This is a genomic window from Janthinobacterium sp. TB1-E2 (assembly GCF_036885605.1).
Classification (GTDB): domain Bacteria; phylum Pseudomonadota; class Gammaproteobacteria; order Burkholderiales; family Burkholderiaceae_D; genus Janthinobacterium; species Janthinobacterium aestuarii.
The window spans coordinates 425486-445369 of record NZ_CP142523.1; the positions used below are offsets into that span (position 1 = coordinate 425486).

A 19884-nucleotide genomic window follows, 5' to 3' on the forward strand; every position below is an offset into this window, starting at 1 on the left:
AGTACGAATGTACGGCGAGGAAGGACAACGCCGCCATGGACATTTTTACTATGGGGAGATGACGGCAGAGTAGATGAAAAGTGTTCAGGGCAAGGCGCCGAGCCGAAGACAGTACGCATGTACGGCGAGGCGAGGCAACGCAGCCATGGACATTTTTCAGATACGGGGATAAGTCGATGGTGCCCTTGACGTGGATCGAACACGTGGCCTCTCCCTTACCAAGGGAGTGCTCTACCACTGAGCTACAAGGGCAAATTAAAAGCGGCGCCAGGTGATCTGCGCCGCCAAACTACTCGCTGTGATGCATTGCGATTTTTTTTAGTGCGAACGGATCATAGTACCAAAAGCCTGCTCGGTCAACACTTCCAGCAATAATGAGTGTTCGATGCGGCCGTCGATGATGTGCACCGTGTTCACGCCGGACTTGGCGGCGTCGAGCGCGGACGAGATCTTCGGCAGCATGCCGCCCGAGATCGTGCCATCGGCGAACATCTCGTCGATTTCGCGCGCCGACAGGTCGGTCACCAGGTTGCCCTGCTTGTCCTGGACGCCGGCGATGTTGGTCATCATGATCAGCTTTTCCGCTTTCAGGATTTCCGCGATCTTGCCCGCCACGACGTCGGCGTTGATGTTGTAGGCCTGGCCGTCCTGGCCGAAACCGATCGGCGAAATGATGGGAATGAAGGCGTCGTCCTGCAGCGCCTTGACGACGGCCGGGTTGATCGCGTCGATCTCGCCGACGAAGCCGATGTCGAGGAATTCGCCCGGATGTTCGCGGTCCGGCATCTGCATCTTGCGTGCGCGGATCAAGCCGCCATCCTTGCCCGTCAGGCCCACGGCCTGCCCGCCGTAATGGTTGATCAGCATGACGATATCCTGCTGCACTTCGCCGCCCAGCACCCACTCCACCACTTCCATGGTTTCTTCATCGGTGATGCGCATGCCTTGCACGAAGGTGCCTTGCTTGCCGATTTTTTTCAGCGCGTTGTCGATCTGCGGTCCGCCGCCGTGCACCACGACCGGGTTCATGCCGACCAGCTTGAGCAGGATGACGTCGCGCGCGAAGCCGTGCTTCAGGCGTTCGTCCGTCATGGCATTGCCACCGTATTTGATGACGATGGTCTTGCCGTGGAAATTGCGGATGTAGGGGAGGGCCTCGGCCAGAATCTGCGCCTTGATTTGCGGCGACACCGCCGTCAAGTCGTCATTCATGTCCAGGTTCAAGTTAGCTAGTTGATTCATGGCGAGTCCGGAAAATAGATTTGTGCGATTTTACAGGGAAGAAGAAAATCCTGGAGGCATTATAGGGCGATCTTGTTGTATTTTCCCTGATGGTCCTATAGTCTGGCCCGATATGTCCCCCAGCCAGCCCTTTTACTGCCCGTTACATCTGCGTCCCATCCCGGCGCGGCATGACACACACTTGCCAATTCACACACAGCCATGAGCCAGTGCAGCCTGTGCGGCGCCACTTTCCAGTGCGGCCAGCTTGACCCGGATGCCAACGAACCGTGCTGGTGCGTGGCTCTGCCGCCCGCCGTTCCCGTGCCCGGTGGCGCTGCGGGCTGCTGGTGCCCCGCCTGCCTGCAAGCCCATATCGCCACCCTGACGCCGCCTGCAAAAGTCCCGACAGCGGCCAAATAAGCGCATCGGCATACTTTTTCCTTTGCAAAAGACCTTGCATTTTGTAGGGGAATACGCTCAGACTTCGACTTTCAAGAATTTCTTATAGGAAAGTTATGCGCTTCAGGGATATCAGTATCGGCGTGCGCATCAATGCCGGTTATGCCATGTTGATCGTGCTGATGCTGGTCGTCATCGTCCTCTCCGGCAGCCGCATCTATGCCATCCGCGCCGAGACCGACGATATCCTGCAGCGCGACTGGGTCGCCGCCAAGGCCACCAGCAAGATCCACGGGCTGGCGCGCGAGGCGGCCACGCGCATCGGCAACCTGCCGAACCAGCACGAGCTGGCGCTGCGCCAGGCGAACCAGGCGCGCCTGGAAGCGATCAAGCAAGGCATCGACGAGCAGGTGCGCATCCTCGATGGCCTCGATGCGCGGCCCGAAGAACGGCGACTGCTGGAACAGATGCACCTGGCACGCGCCGACTACTATGTGTCGCTCAAGGCGATGTTCGAACTGGTCGAGCGCGGCGAGCATGCCCGCGCCGAGCAGGCCATGCAGACGCAGACCTTGCCGGTGCTGGAAAAAGTGCTGCTGTACGTGGGCCAGCTCGACGACCTGCAGCAGCAGCTGATCCGCGACAGCGCCGCCAGGATACGCAACGACATCGACACCTCGCTGTTGCTGATGGGCGGCATCGGCCTGGCGGCCTTGCTGACGGGTCTCGTCTTTGCCTGGTCGGCGCGCTCGATCACGCGTCCGCTGGGCGAGGCGGTGGCGATCGCCACGCGCGTGGCCAATGGCGACCTCAGTTCCGTCATCGAAGTGACGTCGCGCGACGAGACGGGCGAATTGCTGCAGGCGCTCAAGGACATGAGCACCAGCCTGGCCGTCGAGCAGGACCTGCGCCACGCCGTCGAAGTGGCCGAGGATGCGACCAAGATGAAGTCGGATTTCCTCGCCAATATGTCGCACGAAATCCGTACGCCGATGAACGGCATCATCGGCATGACCCATTTGGCGCTGCAGACGGAACTGACGTCGACCCAGCGCAACTACCTGGAAAAGGTGGAATCGGCTTCGAAGAACCTGCTGGCCATCATCGACGATATCCTCGATTTCTCGAAGATCGAGGCGGGCAAGATGGCCTTTGAAAAAGTCGATTTCTTCCTCGAGGACGTGCTGGCGCAGATCGCCGACCTGTCCGTGATGCGCGCGCAGGACAAGGGGCTCGAACTGCTGTTCGACGTCGCCCCCGACGTGCCGAACGCCTTGCAGGGCGATCCGCTGCGCCTGGGCCAGGTGCTGATCAACCTGACCAACAACGCCATCAAATTTACGGACAAGGGCGAGATCGTCGTCACCATCCGCCTGCAGCAGCTGGAAGAGCATGCGGCCGTGCTGCGCGTGGACGTGCGCGACACGGGCATCGGCCTCACGCCGCCCCAGCGCAGCAAATTGTTCCAGGCTTTTACGCAGGCCGACACGTCCACCACGCGCCACCATGGCGGCACGGGCCTGGGGCTGACCATCAGCAAGCGGCTGGTGGAAATGATGGAAGGCGAGATCGATCTGGTCAGCGAAGCGGGTGTGGGCAGCACCTTTTTCTTCACGGCCCGCTTCGGCCTGGCCGCCGTGCCGCGCGATAATTTGCTATTGCCACAGCAATTCCATGGCTTGCGCGTGCTGGTGGTCGACGACAACCCCAGCGCGCGTGAAATCTTCGTCAGCATGCTCACGGCGCTGGGCTTCGAGGCGCGTGCCGTGCTTGGCGGAGCGCTGGCCATCGGCGCCGTGGCGCAGGCGCGCGCCGAGGGGCGGCCGTACGGGCTGGTGCTGATGGACTGGAAAATGCCGGGCATGAACGGCCTCGATACCCTGGCCGGCATCCGCGCCGATGCCGCCGGCATCGATGCGACACCGGCCTGCATCATGGTCACGGCCTTCCATCGCGAAGCGCTGCTCGAGGCGGCGCGCCAGCGCGACTTGCCGCTCGACGGCGTATTGAACAAGCCGATCAGCGCCTCGACCCTGCTCGACCAGATTGCGTTCGTGTTTGGCGGCGTGACGGGGCAGAGCCGCAAGACGCAGCGCCAGAGCAGCTACCGCGACGACGAACGCGCCCTGCGCGGCGCCTGGCTGCTGCTGGTCGAGGATAATGAAGTGAACCAGGAGGTGGCGCAGCATATCCTCAACGACGCCGGCATCCGCGTCGACATCGCGGGCAATGGCGCCATCGCACTGGCGAAGATCGCGGAAAACGCCTATGACGGCGTGCTGATGGATTGCCAGATGCCGGTGATGGATGGCTACCAGGCGACGCGCAAGCTGCGCCAGGATCCCCGGTATTCGAACTTGCCCGTGATCGCCATGACGGCCAACGCCATGGTGGGCGACAAGGAAAAATGCCTGGACGCCGGCATGAACGATTTCATCGCCAAGCCGATCGACGTGGCGCAGCTGTTCGGCACCCTGGCGCGCTGGATCGCGCCGGCCACGCCGCAGGAAATGGCGGCGGTGGTGGCGCAGCCGGAAGCGGAGCTGCCCGTGATCGCGGGCCTGAAAATGGCGGAGGCCATGCGCCGCGTGGGCGGCAATGCCGCTTTGATGCGAAAATTGCTGGACCGCTTCGTGGAAACCCAGTTCGACGCCATGCAGCGCATCGTTGCCGCCATCGAGAACAACCAGCTGGAAACGGCCATCCGCGAAGCGCATACCCTGAAAGGCCTGGCCGGCAATATCGGCGCCGGCGGCCTGGCCGACAGCGCCGCGCGGGTCGAGCACTTGCTCAGCCTGGGCTCGCACGACGGCTTGCCGCAGGCGCTGGCCGCCTGCACCCTGGCGCTCGACGAGCTGGTGCCGAAGATCGTGCTGGCCATGCAGTCGCGCGGCCATGCGGCCGAGCCGGGCGGCGCGGCGCTGGCGCACGTGGCGCCGGTGGACCTGGCGCGCCTGGAAGCGGGCTTGCGCGAACTGTCGCAGCTGCTGCAGCAGGACGATGCGCAGGCCGTCAAGCACCTCGACGGCATCGGCCCCGTGCTGGTCGCGGCGGGGCAGGCGGAACACGCGCGCCAGTTGAAGCGCATGCTGGGACAATACGATTTCGAAGGTGCGCTGGCGCAGCTGGGCGAAGTGGCCGATGCGCTGGAGCTGACACTGTGAGAAGGATAATGATGCAGAACGAAGGACGGGCATGAGAGCGCCGGCAAGCAAGCCAACCATCCTGGTGGTCGACGACACGCCAGACAATATCGACCTGTTGCGCGCGGTGCTGGAAGACGACTACCGCACCAAGATCGCCGTCAATGGCGAGCGCGCCCTGAAGATCGCCGCCGGCAGCGACCAGCCCGACCTGATCCTGCTCGACATCATGATGCCGGGCATGAGCGGCTACGACGTGTGCCGCGCGCTGAAGGCCGATCCCGCCACGGCCGGCATCCCCGTGATTTTCGTCACGGCCATGAGCGAAGTAGCGGACGAGCAGCTGGGCCTGGCCCTGGGCGCCGTCGACTACATCACCAAGCCGATCTCGGCGCCCATCGTGCTGGCGCGCATCAGGACGCAGCTGGCGATGAAGCAGATGCAGGATTTCCTGCGCGACCAGAACCAGTACCTGGAAACGGAAGTGGAGCGCCGCGTGCAGGAAGTGGCGGCGCTGCAGGACGTCACCATCCACGCCATGGCCTCGCTGGCCGAGACGCGCGACAGCGAGACGGGCAACCATATCCGCCGCACCTCGCACTACCTGAAGGCGCTGGCCGAGAAGGTGCGCGGCTTGCCGCGTTTCCGCGATTTTTTGACGGACAAGAATATTGAACTGCTGTTCAAGACGGCGCCGCTGCACGACATCGGCAAGGTGGGCATTCCCGACCATATCCTGCTCAAGCCCGGACGTTTCGAGCCGCACGAAATGGCCATCATGAAGACGCACACCACCCTGGGACGCGACGCCATCCTGGCGGCCGAGCACGAGCTGGGCATCGAAGTCGATTTCCTCAAGTACGCGAAAGAGATCGCCTACAGCCACCACGAGAAATGGGATGGCAGCGGCTACCCGCAAGGGTTGGCTGGCGAAGACATCCCGATTTCGGCGCGCCTGATGGCGCTGGCCGATGTGTACGATGCCCTGATCAGCCGGCGCATCTACAAGCAGGGCATGGACCATGCGCAGGCCGTGCGGATCATCGTCGAAGGACGCGGTTCGCATTTCGACGCCGAGATCGTCGACGCCTTTTTGCAGATCCAGGACCAGTTCATCGCCATCTCCCACCGCTATGCCGACGGCGTATGCGAGATCGCCGACAAGCAACGGCAGATCGCGCCCTACACCGGCAACATCAGCTGACGGTCTTGAAGAAGCGCAGCATCTCGCGGCTGGCGTCCGGTCCTTTTCCATCCGTATAGCTGCCGTTATCGCTGCCGCCGGACCAGGCATGGCCGGCGCCGTGGATGACCCAGTGCTCGCCCAGCGGCGAGCCATCGGCCTGGCTGTGCGTGGTACGCGTGTAGCGGTGGCCATTCGGCACGCTGCCGTCGATGGAAGCGGCTTTGGCCGCCTTGCCGCCCGCCTGGCTGCGCACGCCCTGGGCGATCAGTTCATCGCCATTGCGCGGGTTGACGGTGGTGTCGCGGTCGCCGTGAAAAACGATGATGGGCACGCCGCCGGCCGGCGCCTTGCGCTGGGCATTGGGCATGGCGCCGCCCTTCATGGCTGCCAGCGCCGACGGCAAGTCCTGCGCCGAAGCGAAGGGCAAGCCCGAATGCACGCCGACGGCGGCAAACAAATCCGGGTACAAGGTGCCGACGATGACGGCCATGGCGCCGCCCGCCGACAGGCCGGCAACGAACACTTCGCGTTCATTGACCGGGTATTCGTCGATCACTTGCTGCGCGATGCCGGCGATCAGCGACGGTTCGCCCTGGTCGCGCTGCTGGTCGATGGCGTTGAACCAGTTCCAGCAGCGCGAACTGTTGGCGCCCTGCGTCTGCGCCGGATAGACGACAAAGCATTCCTTCTCTTCGGCCAGCGCATTCATCTGCGTGCCGGCGGCGAAGTCGTCGGGATTTTGCGTACAGCCGTGCAGCATCACGATCAGCGGCATGGCCTGGCCGTGATAGCTGCTGGGGATATACAGTTTGTACGAGCGCGTGCCAGCATGGTTGCGGTACACGCCGTCGATGAATTGCGCGCCAGCGGGGATCTCCACCGGCGTGGCGGCTGGCGCATTGAAACCGGGCGGGTGGAAGTTCGGCAGCTCGAAGCTGGGCATGTCGAAGCTGTGCTGGCCCAGGCCGGCCGGCACGCCCAGGCGCGACATGAAATCCTGCGCGAAGTCCTGCGCCACCTGTGCGGGCGTGGGTGGCGCGGCAGGCGTCTCTGGTGCGGCGGCGGCTTGCGGCTGCTCGGCTCTGGCTTGCGGCGCAGGTGGCGGATTAATGTCGCGCATCGGTTGCGGTGGCGGCGTTTGCGTGACGGCCGCCTGCGGCGCCAGGCCGGCGGCGGACAGCGCTTGCTGGATCGCCTCGGTGGCGGCGGCGGGACCGCTGCCCATCAGGTTGCGGGTTGCGGCGCGCATCTGCGCCAGCATGTTGAGAGGTAGTTTCATGACCATCCTTAACGGTGCAGCGCATCGGCCGGGTCATCGCCGCGAACCAATACGCTAGTGAATTCGCCCTGCGAGCGCCGTCTTGACGACGGTGCTGGCGTGCAGGGCACCTAATACGAAAATCGACTCGATGGTGGCCAGTGCCAGTTCCACGGAGACGTCGCTGGCGATGCTGGCCAGTCCCAGCACCTGTATCTGCAGGCGCTGGCCGGCTGCCTGGATCGCCTCCAGGTCGGCGCGCGAGTAATGCTGCATGCCCAATACCAGGCTTTTACGGGCGACGGTTTGTTTCACCACGTCGGCGTGCGTACCCAGCTGGTTGCGTATGGCCGTACGGATCAGATCCGTACGGTTGGAATAAAATCCCTCCTGGACCAGCAGATCGATCTGCCCCAGGTCGATCAAGCCGAGGTTGATCGTGATTTTCTCGGATTCCCCAATTTTGGGCTTGCTGTCTTGCTTGGCCATATCTCTCCAAAAACTCCACGTGGCATCCAATTGCCATCTGTATGGATGGTAGTATAGTTGTGTAATATCTCAAGTCAAGCAGGATCTGGCCTGCTCATGTTGTAGGACGGGTACCCGCAGAGTGAGAATGCAGCGCAAAATAAATTTCCCGAAGATGCGTTTTTGATCATTTTTATTCTGGAAAATATATCCACAGAAATATTGCATGCCGACGCCGCCGACTCGCCGGCGCCGTTTCGCGGCATAATGAAAGCCTTCACGTTTACCGATGCCGCTCCATGATGGTCGCCAACCCACCTCCGCCAGCCGTTCCGCTTCCCTTGCCGTCGCCGGTACCGTCGCCCTGCGTCAGCCTGTGCAAGATGAACCGCAACAGCGGCTTGTGCGAAGGCTGTTTGCGCACGCTCGACGAGATCATTGCCTGGAGCAAGGCCGACGACGACTTCAAGCGCGCCGTGTGGGCCGAATTGCCAGGACGCGAATCCCTGCTCGATTTCGAGCCCGACTACTGAGGAAGCCATGCCGCGATCGCCAGCGCTGTTCCCCGATGCCATGCAGGTGTTCGAACGCGGCTGGCTCTCGTCGAACAACATCCTGTTCCTGGGCCGGGACGACACGGCCCTGATCGACAGCGGCTATGTCACGCATGCGCCGCAAACCCTGGCCCTGCTGCGCCATAGCCTTGCTGGCCGTCCGCTGGACCGCCTGTTCAACACCCACCTGCACTCCGACCATTGCGGCGGCAACGCGCTGCTGCAAGAGGAATACGGCTGCCATACGGCCATTCCCGTGTCGGAAGCGGACAAGGTGCGCGCCTGGGATGTCGATGCCCTGAGTTTCCAGGCCACGGGCCAGCAATGTCCGCGCTTCGGCTTTGACGCCACCGTCTCGCCCGGCGACACGTTGACCTTGGCCGACATGCGCTGGCAAGCGCTGGGCGCGCCGGGCCATGATCCGCACTCGCTGATTTTTTACTGCGCTGACGAGGGCATCCTGATCTCCGCCGACGCGCTGTGGGAAAACGGCTTTGGCGTGATCTTCCCCGAACTCGATGGCGGCTCCGGCTTTCCTGAAGCGCGCGCCACCCTGGACTTGATCGCCGGCCTGGATGTGCGTGTGGTGATCCCCGGCCATGGGCGGCCGTTCCAGGATACGGACGGCGCTTTGCAGCGCGCCTATTCTCGCCTCGATTACCTGGCGTCCGATCCCGTGCGCAATGCGCAGAACGCCGTGAAAGTGCTGCTGAAATTCCTGCTGCTTGAACGCCAGCGCATCGCCCTCGCCGAGATACCGGCCCTGCTGCGCGGCATGCCCGTCTTCGAAGAGGCGAACCGGCGCTTCCTGCGCCAGGAGGCGGCCGCGCTGGCCGAGTGGGCCGTTTCCCAATTGATGAGGGCCACGGCGGCACGCGTCGAGGGTGAGTACTTGCTTAATGAGGGTTGAGGAGTAGGCGTGATAAATTCAGCACGATCGTACTTTTTCTGAACTATAATCAAGCTCAGTGTGTTTCTCATCCCGATCAACTTTCCAGCGAGTCCGCCATGGCATTGCCTGTTGCGTTGCAAAACCTCTCCTTACCCGTTATCGCTTCGCCGATGTTCATCGCCAGTGGCCCGGCCCTCGTCGCGGCGCAGTGCAAGGCCGGCATCGTCGGTTCCTTCCCGGCCCTGAACGCGCGTCCCGCTGAATTGCTCGACACGTGGCTCACGGAGCTGCAGGCCGAACTGGCCGCCTTCCAGGCCGCCAATCCGGACAAGAAAGTCGGGCCGATCGCCGTCAACCAGATCGTGCACCAGTCGAACGACCGCCTCGCGCATGACGTGGAAGTGTGCGTCAAACACCAGATCCCCATCATCATTTCCTCGCTGCGCGCGCCACCCAAGGAAATGCTCGACGCCATCCACAGCTATGGCGGCATCGTGCTGCATGACGTGATCTCGATCCGTCACGCGAAAAAGGCGCTGGAAGCCGGTGTCGATGGCTTGATCCTGGTGGCCAGCGGCGCCGGCGGCCACGCGGGCACCCTGTCGCCATTCGCGCTGGTGGGCGAAGTGCGCAAATTCTTCGACGGTCCGCTGGCCCTGTCCGGCTCCATCGCCACGGGCGACGCCGTACTGGCCGCGCAAGCGATGGGCGCCGACTTCGCCTACATCGGCTCGCGCTGGCTGGCAACCAAGGAATCGAACGTCAGCGACGGCTACCGCGACGCCATCGTCGATTCCAGCGCGGCCGACATCGTCTACACGAACCTGTTTACTGGCGTGCACGGCAATTACCTGAAAAAATCGATCGAAGCGGCCGGACTCGATCCGGAAGCCCTGCCCGAAGCGGACAAGAGCGCGATGAATTTCGGCTCGGGCAGCGCCAAGGCCTGGCGCGACATCTGGGGCGCGGGCCAGGGCGTGGGCTTGATGGATGACGTGCCGAGCGTGGAAGAGATGGTGGCGCGCCTGAAAGCCGAATACGATGCGGCGCGCGCGCGGTTGAAGCTGTAACGCTGGTGGTAGTTGTCGGATTACGGCCTTTGGCCTAATCCGACCTACGCCGCCGGGCAGTGGTAGGTCGGATTAGCGCGCAGCGCGTAATCCGACAACACCTCCATCACTCCTGCTTCAGATCCTCAGGCTTGATGGCCCACAGCCCCGGCAGGTTGCGCCAGTAGCCATACGCATCCATGCCGAAGCCGACGACGAAACGGTTCGGGATGACCAGGCCGACGATGTCGGCTTGCACAGGCTTTTTCTTACCGATGGCCTTGTCGGCGAACACGGCCAGGATCACTTCCGAAGCACCCATGTCCAGCAAGCGCTGCTTGACGTGCGCCAGGGTTTCGCCTTCGTCGAGAATATCGTCGAGCACGATGACGGTGCGGCCCGCAACGTTCGAGCGGGGGATGACTTTCCACACCACTTCGCCACCCTTGTCGTCGTCGCCGTAGCGGCTCACGTGGATGTAGTCGAATTCGAGCGGAAAGCTCAGTTGCGGCAGCAGGCTGCCCGTAAACACGACGGCGCCGCCCATCACGCCCAGCACCAGCGGGAACTCTTTCGAGTCCTCGGCGTTGAAGCGCGTGTTGAGCACATCGGCCATGCGTGTGATCGACGCCTGCACGGCGTCTTGGTCGAACAGCAGTTCCGCGTTCTTGATCAGGTCACGGGCACGATTGTGATGAAATTCTTGCATGGACTCTTGCATGGCGATGAATGGGGCTGATGATGAATGCGGGTATTATCCCGCAAACGCCATCCGTGCGCTACGCCTAGCTGTAATCGCGCACGTCGTCGATTATTTTCCCATCCTGCGCCAGGCTGCCCACGGCCACCAGCACCACGTCGCCGCGCAGCTTGGTCAGTTCGCGGATCGAGCCGATGATGGCCTCGGTGCCGCTGGCATCATGGGGATTATCGACTTCGCAATGCAAAGCCATCTCGTCGTTGGCCATGCGTCCCGATACCACCAGCCGCGCCTTCTTGATCTGCGGGTGGCGGCGCGCGATTTCATGCACTTGCGACGGATGCACGAACATGGCGCGCACCTTGGTGGTCTGGTCGGCGCGTCCCATCCAGCCTTTGATGCGCGTATTCGTGCGCCCGCACGGCGACTCCGGCGTATCGACCAGCACGGCCGACAGATCGCCCGTGGCAAAGCGGATCAGCGGATAGTCGGCATTGAAGACGGTGACGACGACTTCGCCCACTTCACCCGGCGCGACGGGAATGCCGCTGCCCGGATGGACGATTTCCAGCAGTATGTTTTCGTCAACGACCATGCCCGGATTGAGTTTGCCATTGCTGGCCGTCTCATAGGCGATGCTGCCGATATCGGCCGAGGCATAGGTCTGGAACACGTGCGGCACGCCGTTTGCGGCAAACCAGCTGCGCAGGGATTCAGGCAGGGCTTCGGCGCCCATCACTGCCTTGGTGACGCTGCTGATGTCGGCGCCCATTTCGCGCGCTTTTTCGATGATCAGTTTCAGGAACGACGGCGTGCCGATATACGTATCCGGCTTCAGGTCGACCATCGCCTGCACCTGCATTTCCGTCTGGCCGATGCCGGCCGGGATGACGGTGCAGCCGATGCGCGCGGCGCCCCCTTCGACCATGAAGGCGGCCGGCGTGAAGTGATACGAAAAGCAGTTCTGCAGCAAGCCGCCGGCGCGCACGCCGGCCGCATACATGGGCCGCGCGAAGCGCCACCAGTCGGGGCCGCGGCCTTCCGGATCGAAGATGGGACCGGGCGAAACGAAGACGCGCGACAGGGCGTTCTTCGGCGTCGTGTTCAAGCCGCCGAACGGCAGCGCGCCGTGCTGCAATTGCTTGAGGTCGGACTTGCGCGTGACGGGCAGCTGCGCCAGCGCGGCGCGGCTGGTGATGTCGGCCGCGTTGACGCCATCGAGGATGCGGGCCCAGCCCGGCGCCTGTTGCGCGCGCGCGATCAGCTGCGGCAGGCCGGCCATCAATTCGCGTTCGCGCGCTTCGGGGGCGCGTGCTTCCAGACTGTCGAGCGTATCGGTCATGTTGCGGATTCTCCAATGTCACGTTGCATTTTTTTCGTCAGCCCCGCAAAAATCAGGCTGTATGAGCGGTGCAGCAGGGCGGCCATTTCGTCGTCGTCGAGGGCGTCGGGACTGGCGACGAGTATCCATTTGGCCCGCGCCAGGTAGGGCGCCGGGCGAAAACCGGGACGGTCCGTCAGTTCCAGGAAGCGCTCCGCATCGACCTTGAAGCTCATGCCGCGCGTGCTGTGCGCTTCCGCGCCGCATAGCGCGAACAGGCGGCCACCGACAGAAAACGCCAGCACGTTGCTCCATTTGATGTCTTCTGTTGCGCCGGGAAAGCCGCGGCACACTTGCTTCGCCCGTTCCAGGTCCATGACGGCAGCTCCGATATCAGGCCAGCCAGCGCTTGCGGCGGCGGTAGAACTTCATGTCGCGGAAGCTCTTGCGCCCGGCGCTGGACACGCCCAGGTAAAACTCTTTGACGTCTTCGTTGCTGGCCAGTTCCTGCGCTTGCCCTTCCATCACGACTCTGCCGTTTTCCAGGATGTAGCCGAAGTCGGCGTAGCGCAGCGCCACGTTGGTGTTCTGTTCGGCCAGCAGGAAAGAGACGTTTTCCTTGTGGTTCAAATCCTTGACGATGCCGAAGATCTCTTCGACGATCTGCGGCGCGATACCCATCGAGGGCTCGTCCAGTAAAATCATCGACGGCTTGGCCATCAGCGCGCGGCCGATGGCGCACATCTGCTGCTCACCACCCGAGGTGTAGCCGGCCTGGCTGCTGCGCCGCGTTTTCAGGCGCGGGAAGTAGTGGTAGACCTTGTCCAGCGCGTCTTTCAGTTCGCCGCGCGACAGGCTGCGCGTGTAGGCGCCGGTCAAGAGGTTTTCCTCGATAGTCAGGTGGCCGAAACAGTGGCGCCCTTCCATCACTTGCGACAGGCCCCGCTTGACCAGTTCATTCGGCGTCAATTGGTCCACGCGCTCGCCCTTGAACTGGACTTCGCCCTTGGTGACGTCGCCCCGTTCGCCGCGCAGCAGGGTCGAGATGGTTTTCAGGGTGGTCGACTTGCCGGCGCCGTTGGCGCCCAGCAGCGCCACGATCTTGCCCTGCGGGACTTGCAGCGACACGCCCTTCAGGACCAGGATCACGTGGTCGTAGATGACTTCGATGTTGTTGACCGACAGGTAGGGCGGCGCGGTGTCTGGTGTTTGCGTGGCAGTGGGTGTCATGGCTGCTTCGTTTTCATGTGATGTTGGTGCTTGTCGGATTACGCTACGCTAATCCGACCTACGTGGATGCGGCGTAGGTCGGATTAGGCCGCAGGCCGTAATCCGACACCACCCCGAAAGCCGCTTACTTCATGCACGCCGGCGTGATCTTTTTCTCTTCGGCGTACTTGCCCGACGATTCCTCGACCAGCTTGCGCACCAGGGCCTTGTCGCCGACGATCCATTTCGGCGTGATGGCGGTCCACTTCTTGCCATCCCACTGCTGCACTTTCACGGCGCCCGAACCTTCATGGTCGTCGCAGCTGGTTTTCACGGTCGGGAACATGCCCAGCGCACCGACGGCCTTCTGGCGCGCGTCGTCGACGTTCAGGTTTTCCAGGCCCCAGCGCATCTGCTCGCCCGTGATCGGTTTGCCCTTGCCGAATTTTTCCTGCGCCACGCGGATCGCTTCCACCCACAGGATGCCGGCCGTCACGCCGCGCATGTGGTAGACGGAGCCGATGCGCGACTGGTCGGACAGGTTGCCCTTGCCGGACGCGTAGAGTTTCTTGCGGATGTCGTCGAGCACGGGGTAGTTGCCCGGGGTATTGAACGTCATCGCCGTGTAGCCCTTGGCCGCGTCGCCCGATGGAATCGTGTCTTCCTCGGAGCCGGCCCACCAGACGCCCAGCATTTTGTCGCGCGGGAAGCCGTTGCGCTGCGCCGTCTTGATGGCAACGGAATTCATCACGCCCCAGCCCCACAGGATCACGTGGTCCGGCTTGGCCTGGCGGATTTGCAGCCATTGCGATTGCTGTTCGCTGCCTGGCGGCGCGACGGGAATTTTCACCAGCTCGAAGCCGTACTGTTTCGACAGCGCTTCGAGCACGGGCAGCGGCTCCTTGCCGAAGGCCGAATCGTGGTACAGGTGGACGATCTTCTTGCCCTTCAGCTTGTCCATGCCGCCATCCTTGTCGCCCAGGTACTTGATCATGGCAGCGGCCTGGCTCCAGTAGCTGGAGATCAGCGGATACACATACGGGAAGACCTTGCCGTTGGCGGCGTCCGAGCGGCCGTAGCCGATCATCGTCATGGGGATCTTGTCCTGCGCCACGCGGTCGAGGATGCCGTAGGCGACGCCCGTGGACAGGGTTTCGACCAGGGTGGCGCCGCCCTGCTTGGTTTTCAGGCGCTCATAGCATTCGACGCCGCGCGACGGGTTGTATTCGGTTTCGCATTCTTCCCAGCTGATTTTCACGCCATTGACGCCGCCGGCCTGGTTGACCAGGTTGAAGTAATCGATGATGCCGCCGTAGAAACCGGAGCCGCCGGCCGCGTAAGGACCCACGCGATAGGACGGCAGGGCGATGTACTGTTCCTTGTCCTGCGCTTGCGCGCTGCCGGCCATGGTGAGTGCGGCACTGGCGATGGCGGCGGCCAGCATGAGCGATTTGATGTGTTTCATTGTGTGTCTCCTCTTGTTTTATTTGGTATTCAAGTGAACCGACATCGACTGCAAAAACTTAATGGGGGAAGGGCCAGAGTCTCAGCTTTTCCTTGGCGATCTGCCACAGCCTGGCCAGGCCGTGCGGCTCGACGATCAGGAAGAAAATGATCAGCGCGCCGAACACCATCAGTTCCAGGTTCGAAGCCACGCTGGTCGGCAATGCCAGGCCATGCGCGATGGTGTTCAGGAAGACGGGCAGCAGCACGATGAAGGCCGCGCCGAGGAAGGAACCGAGAATCGAACCGACGCCGCCGATGATGATCATGAACAGGATGCGGAAGGACAGGTCCAGGTTGTACGCTTCCGGCTCCACCGTGCCCAGGTAGGCATACGCATACAGGGCGCCGGCCACGCCGCAGTAGAAGGAGCTGACGGCAAACGCCAGCAGCTTCGTGCGCATCAGTCTGAAACCGATCACTTCGGCCGCCATGTCCATGTCCCGCACGGCCATCCACGAGCGGCCCACGTTCGAGCGGATCATGTTCTTGGCCAGCAGCGCCATGCCGGCGACAATCGCCAGTACCAGTAGGTATTTGCTTTGCGGCGTGTCGAACTGGTAGCCGAGGATGGTCATCTTCTGCACCGTGATCACGCCCGAGGAGCTGTAGTTGGTCAGATACGGAATCTTGGTCAGGCACCAGACGACAAAGAACTGCGTCGCCAGGGTGGAGGCGGCCAGGTAAAAGCCGCGAATGCGCAAGGACGGCAGGCCGAAGGCGATGCCCACCATGGCTGCGCACAGACCGCCGAGGATGAAGGACACGAGCAGCGGCAAGCCAGGCAGGCGGGCCATGAAGTTATACGAGGCAAAGGCGCCCACGGCCATGAAGGCGGCCGTGCCCAGCGACAGCTGGCCCGCGTAACCGGTCAGGATGTTCAGGCCCAGCGCCGCCAGGGCAAAGATCAGGAAGGGGATCAGGATCGCCGACAGCATGTAGGGCGAGGCGAAATACGGCAGGAGGAAGACGGCGACGAGCAGCGTGGCCGTCAGCGCCAGGCGGTCTTGCCTGATCGGGAAAATCTGGTTGTCAGCCTGGTAGCTGGTCTTGAATTGTCCTGCTTCACGGTAAATCATGGGATGGTCCTTTGCTCGCTGTTTTGGCTGTTGTCGGGTTACGCGCCATGCGCTAACCCGACCTACGGTGCTGTGACGGTGGCGTTATATTCGTCGGATGATCTTCTCGCCGAACAGGCCTTCCGGGCGCACCAGCAGGAACAGCAGGGCCAGCACATACGGGAACCAGCCTTCGATGCCGCCGCCCACCATGGGACCGAGGTAGACTTCGGCCAGCTTTTCCGACGCGCCGATGATCAGGCCACCGACGATGGCGCCCGGCACCGACGTAAAGCCGCCGAGGATCAGTACCGGCAGCGCTTTCAGGGCGATGAAGGTGAGAGCGAACTGCACCCCGTTGCGCGCACCCCACAGCAAGCCGGCCACCATGGCCACCAGGCCCGCCACGCCCCACACGACGGCCCAGATGCGCTGCAGCGGAATGCCCACGGCCAGCGCCGCCTGGTGGTCGTCGGCGACGGCGCGCAGGGCGCGGCCCACCTTGGTTTTCGAGAACAGCAAGGCCAGACAGATCACCAGCAGCGCGCAGATGCCGGCCGCCACCACGTCGAACTGCGAGATGATGATGTTGAAATGGTCCATCAGGAAGGGCATCGGCACGTCTTCGATGGGCAGGTCCAGCTTGTGCACCTGCGAGCCCCACATCAGCTGCGCCAGGCCTTCGATGAAGAAGGTCAGGCCGATGGTGGCCATGAACAGCGTGATTTCGGGCTGGTTGACGAGGGGTCGCAGCACGACTTTTTCAATCGCCATGCCCAGCACGATCATGGTCACCATCGTCAGCGGGATGGCCAGCCACAGCGACAGGCCGAACTTGTCCATGATGCCGACGCAGGTGAGGGCGGCGAAAAACACCATCGCGCCCTGCGCAAAATTGAATACGCCCGACGCCTTGTAGATCAGGACGAAGCCGATCGCCACCAGCGCGTACATGACGCCCGACAGCAGGCCGCCGATCAGCACTTCAAAGAAAAAATTGATATTCATTGCTATTCCTCGTCTAGTGCGCCACGCCGAGATAGGCGTTGATGACATCCTGGTTGCTGCGCACCTCGTCGGGCGTGCCGTCGCCGATCTTCTTGCCGTAATCGAGCACCACCACGCGGTCGGAGATATCCATCACCACGCCCATGTCGTGTTCGATCAGCACGATGGTCGTGCCCAGCTGGTCGTTGACGTCGAGGATGAAGCGGCACATGTCCTGCTTTTCTTCCACGTTCATGCCGGCCATCGGTTCGTCCAGCAGCAAAATTTCCGGTTCGGCCACCAGCGCGCGGCCCAGTTCCACGCGCTTTTGCAGGCCGTAGGGCAGGCGCCCCACGGGCGTCTTGCGGATGGCCTGGATTTCCAGGAAGTCGATGATCTCTTCTGCCTTTTTGCGGTGCTCGATTTCCTCGCGCCGCGCCGGGCCCCAGTACAGGGCTTGCAGCAGGAAATTCGACTTCATCTTGAGGTTACGCCCCGTCATGATGTTGTCGAGCACCGTCATGCCCTTGAACAGGGCGATGTTCTGGAAGGTGCGCGCGATGCCGGACTTGGCGGCCGCATAGCAGTCCATGCCGCGCCGGTGCTCGCCCCGGTAGATGATTTCGCCCTGCTGCGGGCGGTACACACCGTTGATCACGTTCAGCATCGAGCTTTTGCCGGCGCCGTTCGGGCCGATGATGGCGCGGATTTCATGCTGCTTCACGTCGAACGAGATGTCGGTCAGCGCTTTCACGCCGCCGAACGACAGCGAGATGTTCTTCAGGTCGAGGATCACGGGGCCCGCCTTGCGGGCCGTGCCGAAATGGGCGTCGGGTTCGTTCATTTGCATCGTGCTGTGCTCCATCATGCGGCCAGGCCCTGGGGCCGGTACGTTTTGCTGTCCCAGATCTGCAGGTCGGCACTGGTCGAACCGGTGCGGCCATCCTCGAATTTCACCTGGGTCTCGATGTATTGCGTTGTCTTGCCTTCATACAGGGCAGAAATGAGCACCGCGTACTTTTCAGCGATGAATTTGCGGCGGACCTTGCGCGTGCGCGTCAGCTCGTCGTCGTCCGGGTCGAGTTCCTTGTGCAGCACGAGGAAGCGGTGCACCTGCGTGCGGTCCATCAGCGGGTCGGCCGCCAGTTCCGCGTTGACCTGCTCGATGCAGTCGCGGATCAAGCCATAGGTCTCGGCGCGCGCCGCCAGATCCGTGTAGCCGGAGTAGGCGATGCCGCGCCGCTCGGACCAGTTGCCCACCGCTTCGATGTCGATGTTGATGAAGGCGCACACTTGGTCGCGCGCATGGCCGAAGGCCACCACTTCCTTGATGAAGGGGAAGAACTTGAGCTTGTTTTCGATGTAGTTGGGCGCGAACATGGCGCCGCAATTCATCTTGCCCACGTCGGCCGCGCGGTCGATGATTTTCAGATGGCCTTCGCTGTCGAACACGCCCGCGTCGCCCGTATGGAAGTAGCCGTGATCGTCGATCACTTCGGCCGTGGCGTCAGGGCGCTTGAAGTAGCCGCTCATGGTGGCGGGCGACTTGACCAGCACTTCGCCATTGGCCGCCAGCTTGACTTCCACGCCCGGCGCGGGCAAGCCGACGCTGTCGAACTTGATATTGCCGTCCGGTTGCAGACACACATAGGCGCAGGTTTCGGTCGAGCCGTACAGCTGCTTGAGGTTGACGCCGATGGAGCGGTAGAAGCGGAACAGGTCGGGGCCGATGGCGGCGCCGGCCGTGTAGGCGACGCGCACGCGCGACAGTCCCAGCACGTTTTTCAGGGGGCCGTAGACGAGCAGTTCGCCCAGCTTGTAGCTGATGCGGTCCGCCAGTGGCACGGGCTTGCCGTCCAAAATCTGCGCGCCGCAGCGCTTGGCCACGTCCATGAAACGGCTGAACATGTGGCGCTTGATACTGCTCGCGTCTTCCATGCGTATCATCACGCTGGTGAGCATGTTCTCGAACACGCGCGGTGGCGCAAAGTAGCAGGTGGGGCCGATTTCGCGCATGTCGATCATCACCGTGTCGCCCGATTCGGGGCAGTTGACGGTGAAGCCGGCCACCATGGCTTGCGCCAGCGAGAACAGGCAGTCGCCGACCCACGCCATGGGCAGGTAGGACAGGATGTCTTCATTGTCGGTCAGCTTGTCGAAGGCGACGCCGCCTTCGCCGGCTGCCAGCAGAGCCGTATGGCTCTGGCACACGCCCTTCGGCTTGCCCGTGGTACCCGAGGTGTACAGGATCACGGCCGAGTCGCTGCCTTGGCCCGCTGCCACGGCGGCGTCGAAAAAGCCCGGGTGTTCGCGGTCATAGGCCCGGCCCAGCGTCTGCAGGGCGGCAAAGGACGTCAGCTCCGGCTGGCGGTAATGGCGCATGCCCCGTTCATCGTCATAGGCGATGTGGGCGACGTGCGGATACAGGGCCTTGAGTTCGAGCAGCTTGTCGACCTGCTCCTGGTCTTCGACGATGGCGTAGCGGATTTCCGCATCTTGCAGCACATAGGCCATGTCGGCGGCCGGCGCGTCCTGGTACAGTGGCACGGGCACGCCGCCCAGGCTTTGCGCGGCCAGCATGGCCCAGTACAGGCGGGGACGGTTGTCGCCGATGATGGCCAGGTTCATGCCGCGCTGGAAGCCGATGGCGGCCAGGCCGCAGGCCAGCGCGCGCACTTCCTCGTTCACCTCGGACCAGGTCCAGGTTTGCCAGATGCCCAGGTATTTTTCGCGAAAGGCGGGCTTGTCGGACCGTACTGTCCCGTGTTGCAATAAGCGCCGCGGAAAAGTCGGCATTGCTGCTGTGGTATTCGTTTGCACCAGTGTCTCCCTGTTGCTTGTCTCAGGCCCCACCTCGTTGGATGGCGCTCTGTGTTTTTTATGTGTAAGGCGTTTGTGCAATGATAGTAGCTTGCGTTAGTTTGCCAAGTTGT

18 protein-coding genes and 1 tRNA gene are annotated in these 19884 nt (G+C 62.7%); 6 read left to right on the forward strand and 13 right to left on the reverse strand.

What is annotated here, in order from left to right; genetic code table 11:
- Positions 1-177 precede the first annotated feature (177 nt).
- Together OPV09_RS01855 and argB are read right to left on the reverse strand one after the other, a co-directional pair.
- Positions 178-252 (reverse strand) — tRNA-Thr (locus OPV09_RS01855).
- A 66-nt stretch (positions 253-318) separates the two neighbouring features.
- Positions 319-1212, reverse strand: a complete 894-nt coding sequence (gene argB / locus OPV09_RS01860; RefSeq protein ID WP_010393729.1) for an acetylglutamate kinase — start codon at positions 1210-1212, stop codon at positions 319-321.
- A gap of 231 nt (positions 1213-1443) precedes the next feature.
- On the opposite strand from argB, the gene OPV09_RS01865 reads away from it, so the two are divergent.
- The 3 genes from OPV09_RS01865 to OPV09_RS01875 all read left to right on the forward strand — a co-directional run bounded on the left by OPV09_RS01865 (position 1444) and on the right by OPV09_RS01875 (position 5970).
- Positions 1444-1644 (forward strand): cysteine-rich CWC family protein, encoded by a 201-nt coding sequence (locus OPV09_RS01865; protein ID WP_338680328.1) that lies wholly within the window; start codon positions 1444-1446, stop codon positions 1642-1644.
- A 95-nt stretch (positions 1645-1739) separates the two neighbouring features.
- A complete protein-coding gene (locus OPV09_RS01870; RefSeq protein WP_338680329.1) occupies positions 1740-4787 on the forward strand; it encodes a response regulator in 3048 nt (1015 codons plus the stop codon).
- Positions 4788-4818: 31 nt separating this feature from the next.
- Positions 4819-5970: a response regulator gene (locus tag OPV09_RS01875; protein ID WP_219328567.1), complete on the forward strand. Its 1152-nt coding sequence runs from the start codon at positions 4819-4821 to the stop codon at positions 5968-5970.
- Here the strand turns inward: OPV09_RS01875 and OPV09_RS01880 are convergent.
- Together OPV09_RS01880 and OPV09_RS01885 are read right to left on the reverse strand one after the other, a co-directional pair.
- Positions 5963-7231 (reverse strand): extracellular catalytic domain type 1 short-chain-length polyhydroxyalkanoate depolymerase, encoded by a 1269-nt coding sequence (locus OPV09_RS01880; RefSeq protein ID WP_338680332.1) that lies wholly within the window; start codon positions 7229-7231, stop codon positions 5963-5965. The genes OPV09_RS01875 and OPV09_RS01880 overlap by 8 nt on opposite strands.
- A 54-nt stretch (positions 7232-7285) precedes the next feature.
- Positions 7286-7699: a CopG family transcriptional regulator gene (locus OPV09_RS01885; protein ID WP_034752801.1), complete on the reverse strand. Its 414-nt coding sequence runs from the start codon at positions 7697-7699 to the stop codon at positions 7286-7288.
- A 278-nt stretch (positions 7700-7977) separates the two neighbouring features.
- On the opposite strand from OPV09_RS01885, the gene OPV09_RS01890 reads away from it, so the two are divergent.
- From OPV09_RS01890 to OPV09_RS01900, 3 genes are all read left to right on the forward strand, one after another.
- Positions 7978-8211 (forward strand): DUF1289 domain-containing protein, encoded by a 234-nt coding sequence (locus OPV09_RS01890; RefSeq protein WP_223278955.1) that lies wholly within the window; start codon positions 7978-7980, stop codon positions 8209-8211.
- Between the two features lie 7 nt (positions 8212-8218).
- Entirely contained in the window at positions 8219-9142 is a 924-nt protein-coding gene (locus tag OPV09_RS01895) for an MBL fold metallo-hydrolase (protein ID WP_338680333.1), read from the forward strand.
- A gap of 98 nt (positions 9143-9240) precedes the next feature.
- Positions 9241-10194: an NAD(P)H-dependent flavin oxidoreductase gene (locus tag OPV09_RS01900; RefSeq protein ID WP_034752807.1), complete on the forward strand. Its 954-nt coding sequence runs from the start codon at positions 9241-9243 to the stop codon at positions 10192-10194.
- 106 nt (positions 10195-10300) lie between these two features.
- Here the strand turns inward: OPV09_RS01900 and OPV09_RS01905 are convergent, their stop codons facing one another.
- The 9 genes from OPV09_RS01905 to OPV09_RS01945 all read right to left on the reverse strand — a co-directional run bounded on the left by OPV09_RS01905 (position 10301) and on the right by OPV09_RS01945 (position 19747).
- Entirely contained in the window at positions 10301-10882 is a 582-nt protein-coding gene (locus OPV09_RS01905; RefSeq protein ID WP_058049341.1) for a hypoxanthine-guanine phosphoribosyltransferase, read from the reverse strand.
- Positions 10883-10958: 76 nt separating this feature from the next.
- Complete coding sequence (locus OPV09_RS01910; RefSeq protein ID WP_331778222.1) at positions 10959-12215, reverse strand: phenylacetate--CoA ligase family protein; 1257 nt, start codon at positions 12213-12215, stop codon at positions 10959-10961.
- Positions 12212-12571 (reverse strand): MmcQ/YjbR family DNA-binding protein, encoded by a 360-nt coding sequence (locus OPV09_RS01915; protein ID WP_139091325.1) that lies wholly within the window; start codon positions 12569-12571, stop codon positions 12212-12214. The genes OPV09_RS01910 and OPV09_RS01915 overlap by 4 nt, the downstream gene beginning before the upstream one ends.
- A 16-nt stretch (positions 12572-12587) precedes the next feature.
- Positions 12588-13424 (reverse strand): ABC transporter ATP-binding protein, encoded by an 837-nt coding sequence (locus OPV09_RS01920; protein WP_058049338.1) that lies wholly within the window; start codon positions 13422-13424, stop codon positions 12588-12590.
- 124 nt (positions 13425-13548) lie between these two features.
- Positions 13549-14868 carry an ABC transporter substrate-binding protein gene (locus OPV09_RS01925; protein WP_034752814.1) on the reverse strand — a complete coding sequence of 440 codons (1320 nt, stop codon included), beginning with the start codon at positions 14866-14868 and terminating at the stop codon, positions 13549-13551.
- Between the two features lie 58 nt (positions 14869-14926).
- Positions 14927-15985: a branched-chain amino acid ABC transporter permease gene (locus OPV09_RS01930; RefSeq protein WP_034752817.1), complete on the reverse strand. Its 1059-nt coding sequence runs from the start codon at positions 15983-15985 to the stop codon at positions 14927-14929.
- Positions 15986-16069: 84 nt separating this feature from the next.
- On the reverse strand, positions 16070-16966 hold the full coding sequence (locus OPV09_RS01935) for a branched-chain amino acid ABC transporter permease (protein WP_175444594.1): 897 nt from the start codon (positions 16964-16966) through the stop codon (positions 16070-16072).
- Between the two features lie 19 nt (positions 16967-16985).
- Positions 16986-17801: an ABC transporter ATP-binding protein gene (locus OPV09_RS01940; protein ID WP_034753577.1), complete on the reverse strand. Its 816-nt coding sequence runs from the start codon at positions 17799-17801 to the stop codon at positions 16986-16988.
- A 14-nt stretch (positions 17802-17815) separates the two neighbouring features.
- Positions 17816-19747, reverse strand: a complete 1932-nt coding sequence (locus OPV09_RS01945; RefSeq protein WP_338680339.1) for an AMP-binding protein — start codon at positions 19745-19747, stop codon at positions 17816-17818.
- Between the last annotated feature and the right edge of the window lie 137 nt (positions 19748-19884).

What these genes read in the sequence shown, in the direction of transcription:
- OPV09_RS01890 (WP_223278955.1), top strand. Translation starts at nt 7,978, where the DNA reads ATGATGGTCGCCAACCCACCTCCGCCAGCCGTTCCGCTTCCCTTGCCG.
- OPV09_RS01940 (WP_034753577.1), bottom strand. Translation starts at nt 17,801, where the DNA reads ATGCAAATGAACGAACCCGACGCCCATTTCGGCACGGCCCGCAAGGCG.
- OPV09_RS01945 (WP_338680339.1), bottom strand. Translation starts at nt 19,747, where the DNA reads ATGCCGACTTTTCCGCGGCGCTTATTGCAACACGGGACAGTACGGTCC.
- OPV09_RS01920 (WP_058049338.1), bottom strand. Translation starts at nt 13,424, where the DNA reads ATGACACCCACTGCCACGCAAACACCAGACACCGCGCCGCCCTACCTG.
- OPV09_RS01915 (WP_139091325.1), bottom strand. Translation starts at nt 12,571, where the DNA reads ATGGACCTGGAACGGGCGAAGCAAGTGTGCCGCGGCTTTCCCGGCGCA.
- OPV09_RS01910 (WP_331778222.1), bottom strand. Translation starts at nt 12,215, where the DNA reads ATGACCGATACGCTCGACAGTCTGGAAGCACGCGCCCCCGAAGCGCGC.
- OPV09_RS01895 (WP_338680333.1), top strand. Translation starts at nt 8,219, where the DNA reads ATGCCGCGATCGCCAGCGCTGTTCCCCGATGCCATGCAGGTGTTCGAA.
- OPV09_RS01875 (WP_219328567.1), top strand. Translation starts at nt 4,819, where the DNA reads ATGAGAGCGCCGGCAAGCAAGCCAACCATCCTGGTGGTCGACGACACG.
- argB (WP_010393729.1), bottom strand. Translation starts at nt 1,212, where the DNA reads ATGAATGACGACTTGACGGCGGTGTCGCCGCAAATCAAGGCGCAGATT.
- OPV09_RS01880 (WP_338680332.1), bottom strand. Translation starts at nt 7,231, where the DNA reads ATGAAACTACCTCTCAACATGCTGGCGCAGATGCGCGCCGCAACCCGC.
- OPV09_RS01885 (WP_034752801.1), bottom strand. Translation starts at nt 7,699, where the DNA reads ATGGCCAAGCAAGACAGCAAGCCCAAAATTGGGGAATCCGAGAAAATC.
- OPV09_RS01900 (WP_034752807.1), top strand. Translation starts at nt 9,241, where the DNA reads ATGGCATTGCCTGTTGCGTTGCAAAACCTCTCCTTACCCGTTATCGCT.
- OPV09_RS01925 (WP_034752814.1), bottom strand. Translation starts at nt 14,868, where the DNA reads ATGAAACACATCAAATCGCTCATGCTGGCCGCCGCCATCGCCAGTGCC.
- OPV09_RS01865 (WP_338680328.1), top strand. Translation starts at nt 1,444, where the DNA reads ATGAGCCAGTGCAGCCTGTGCGGCGCCACTTTCCAGTGCGGCCAGCTT.
- OPV09_RS01930 (WP_034752817.1), bottom strand. Translation starts at nt 15,985, where the DNA reads ATGATTTACCGTGAAGCAGGACAATTCAAGACCAGCTACCAGGCTGAC.
- OPV09_RS01905 (WP_058049341.1), bottom strand. Translation starts at nt 10,882, where the DNA reads ATGCAAGAATTTCATCACAATCGTGCCCGTGACCTGATCAAGAACGCG.
- OPV09_RS01870 (WP_338680329.1), top strand. Translation starts at nt 1,740, where the DNA reads ATGCGCTTCAGGGATATCAGTATCGGCGTGCGCATCAATGCCGGTTAT.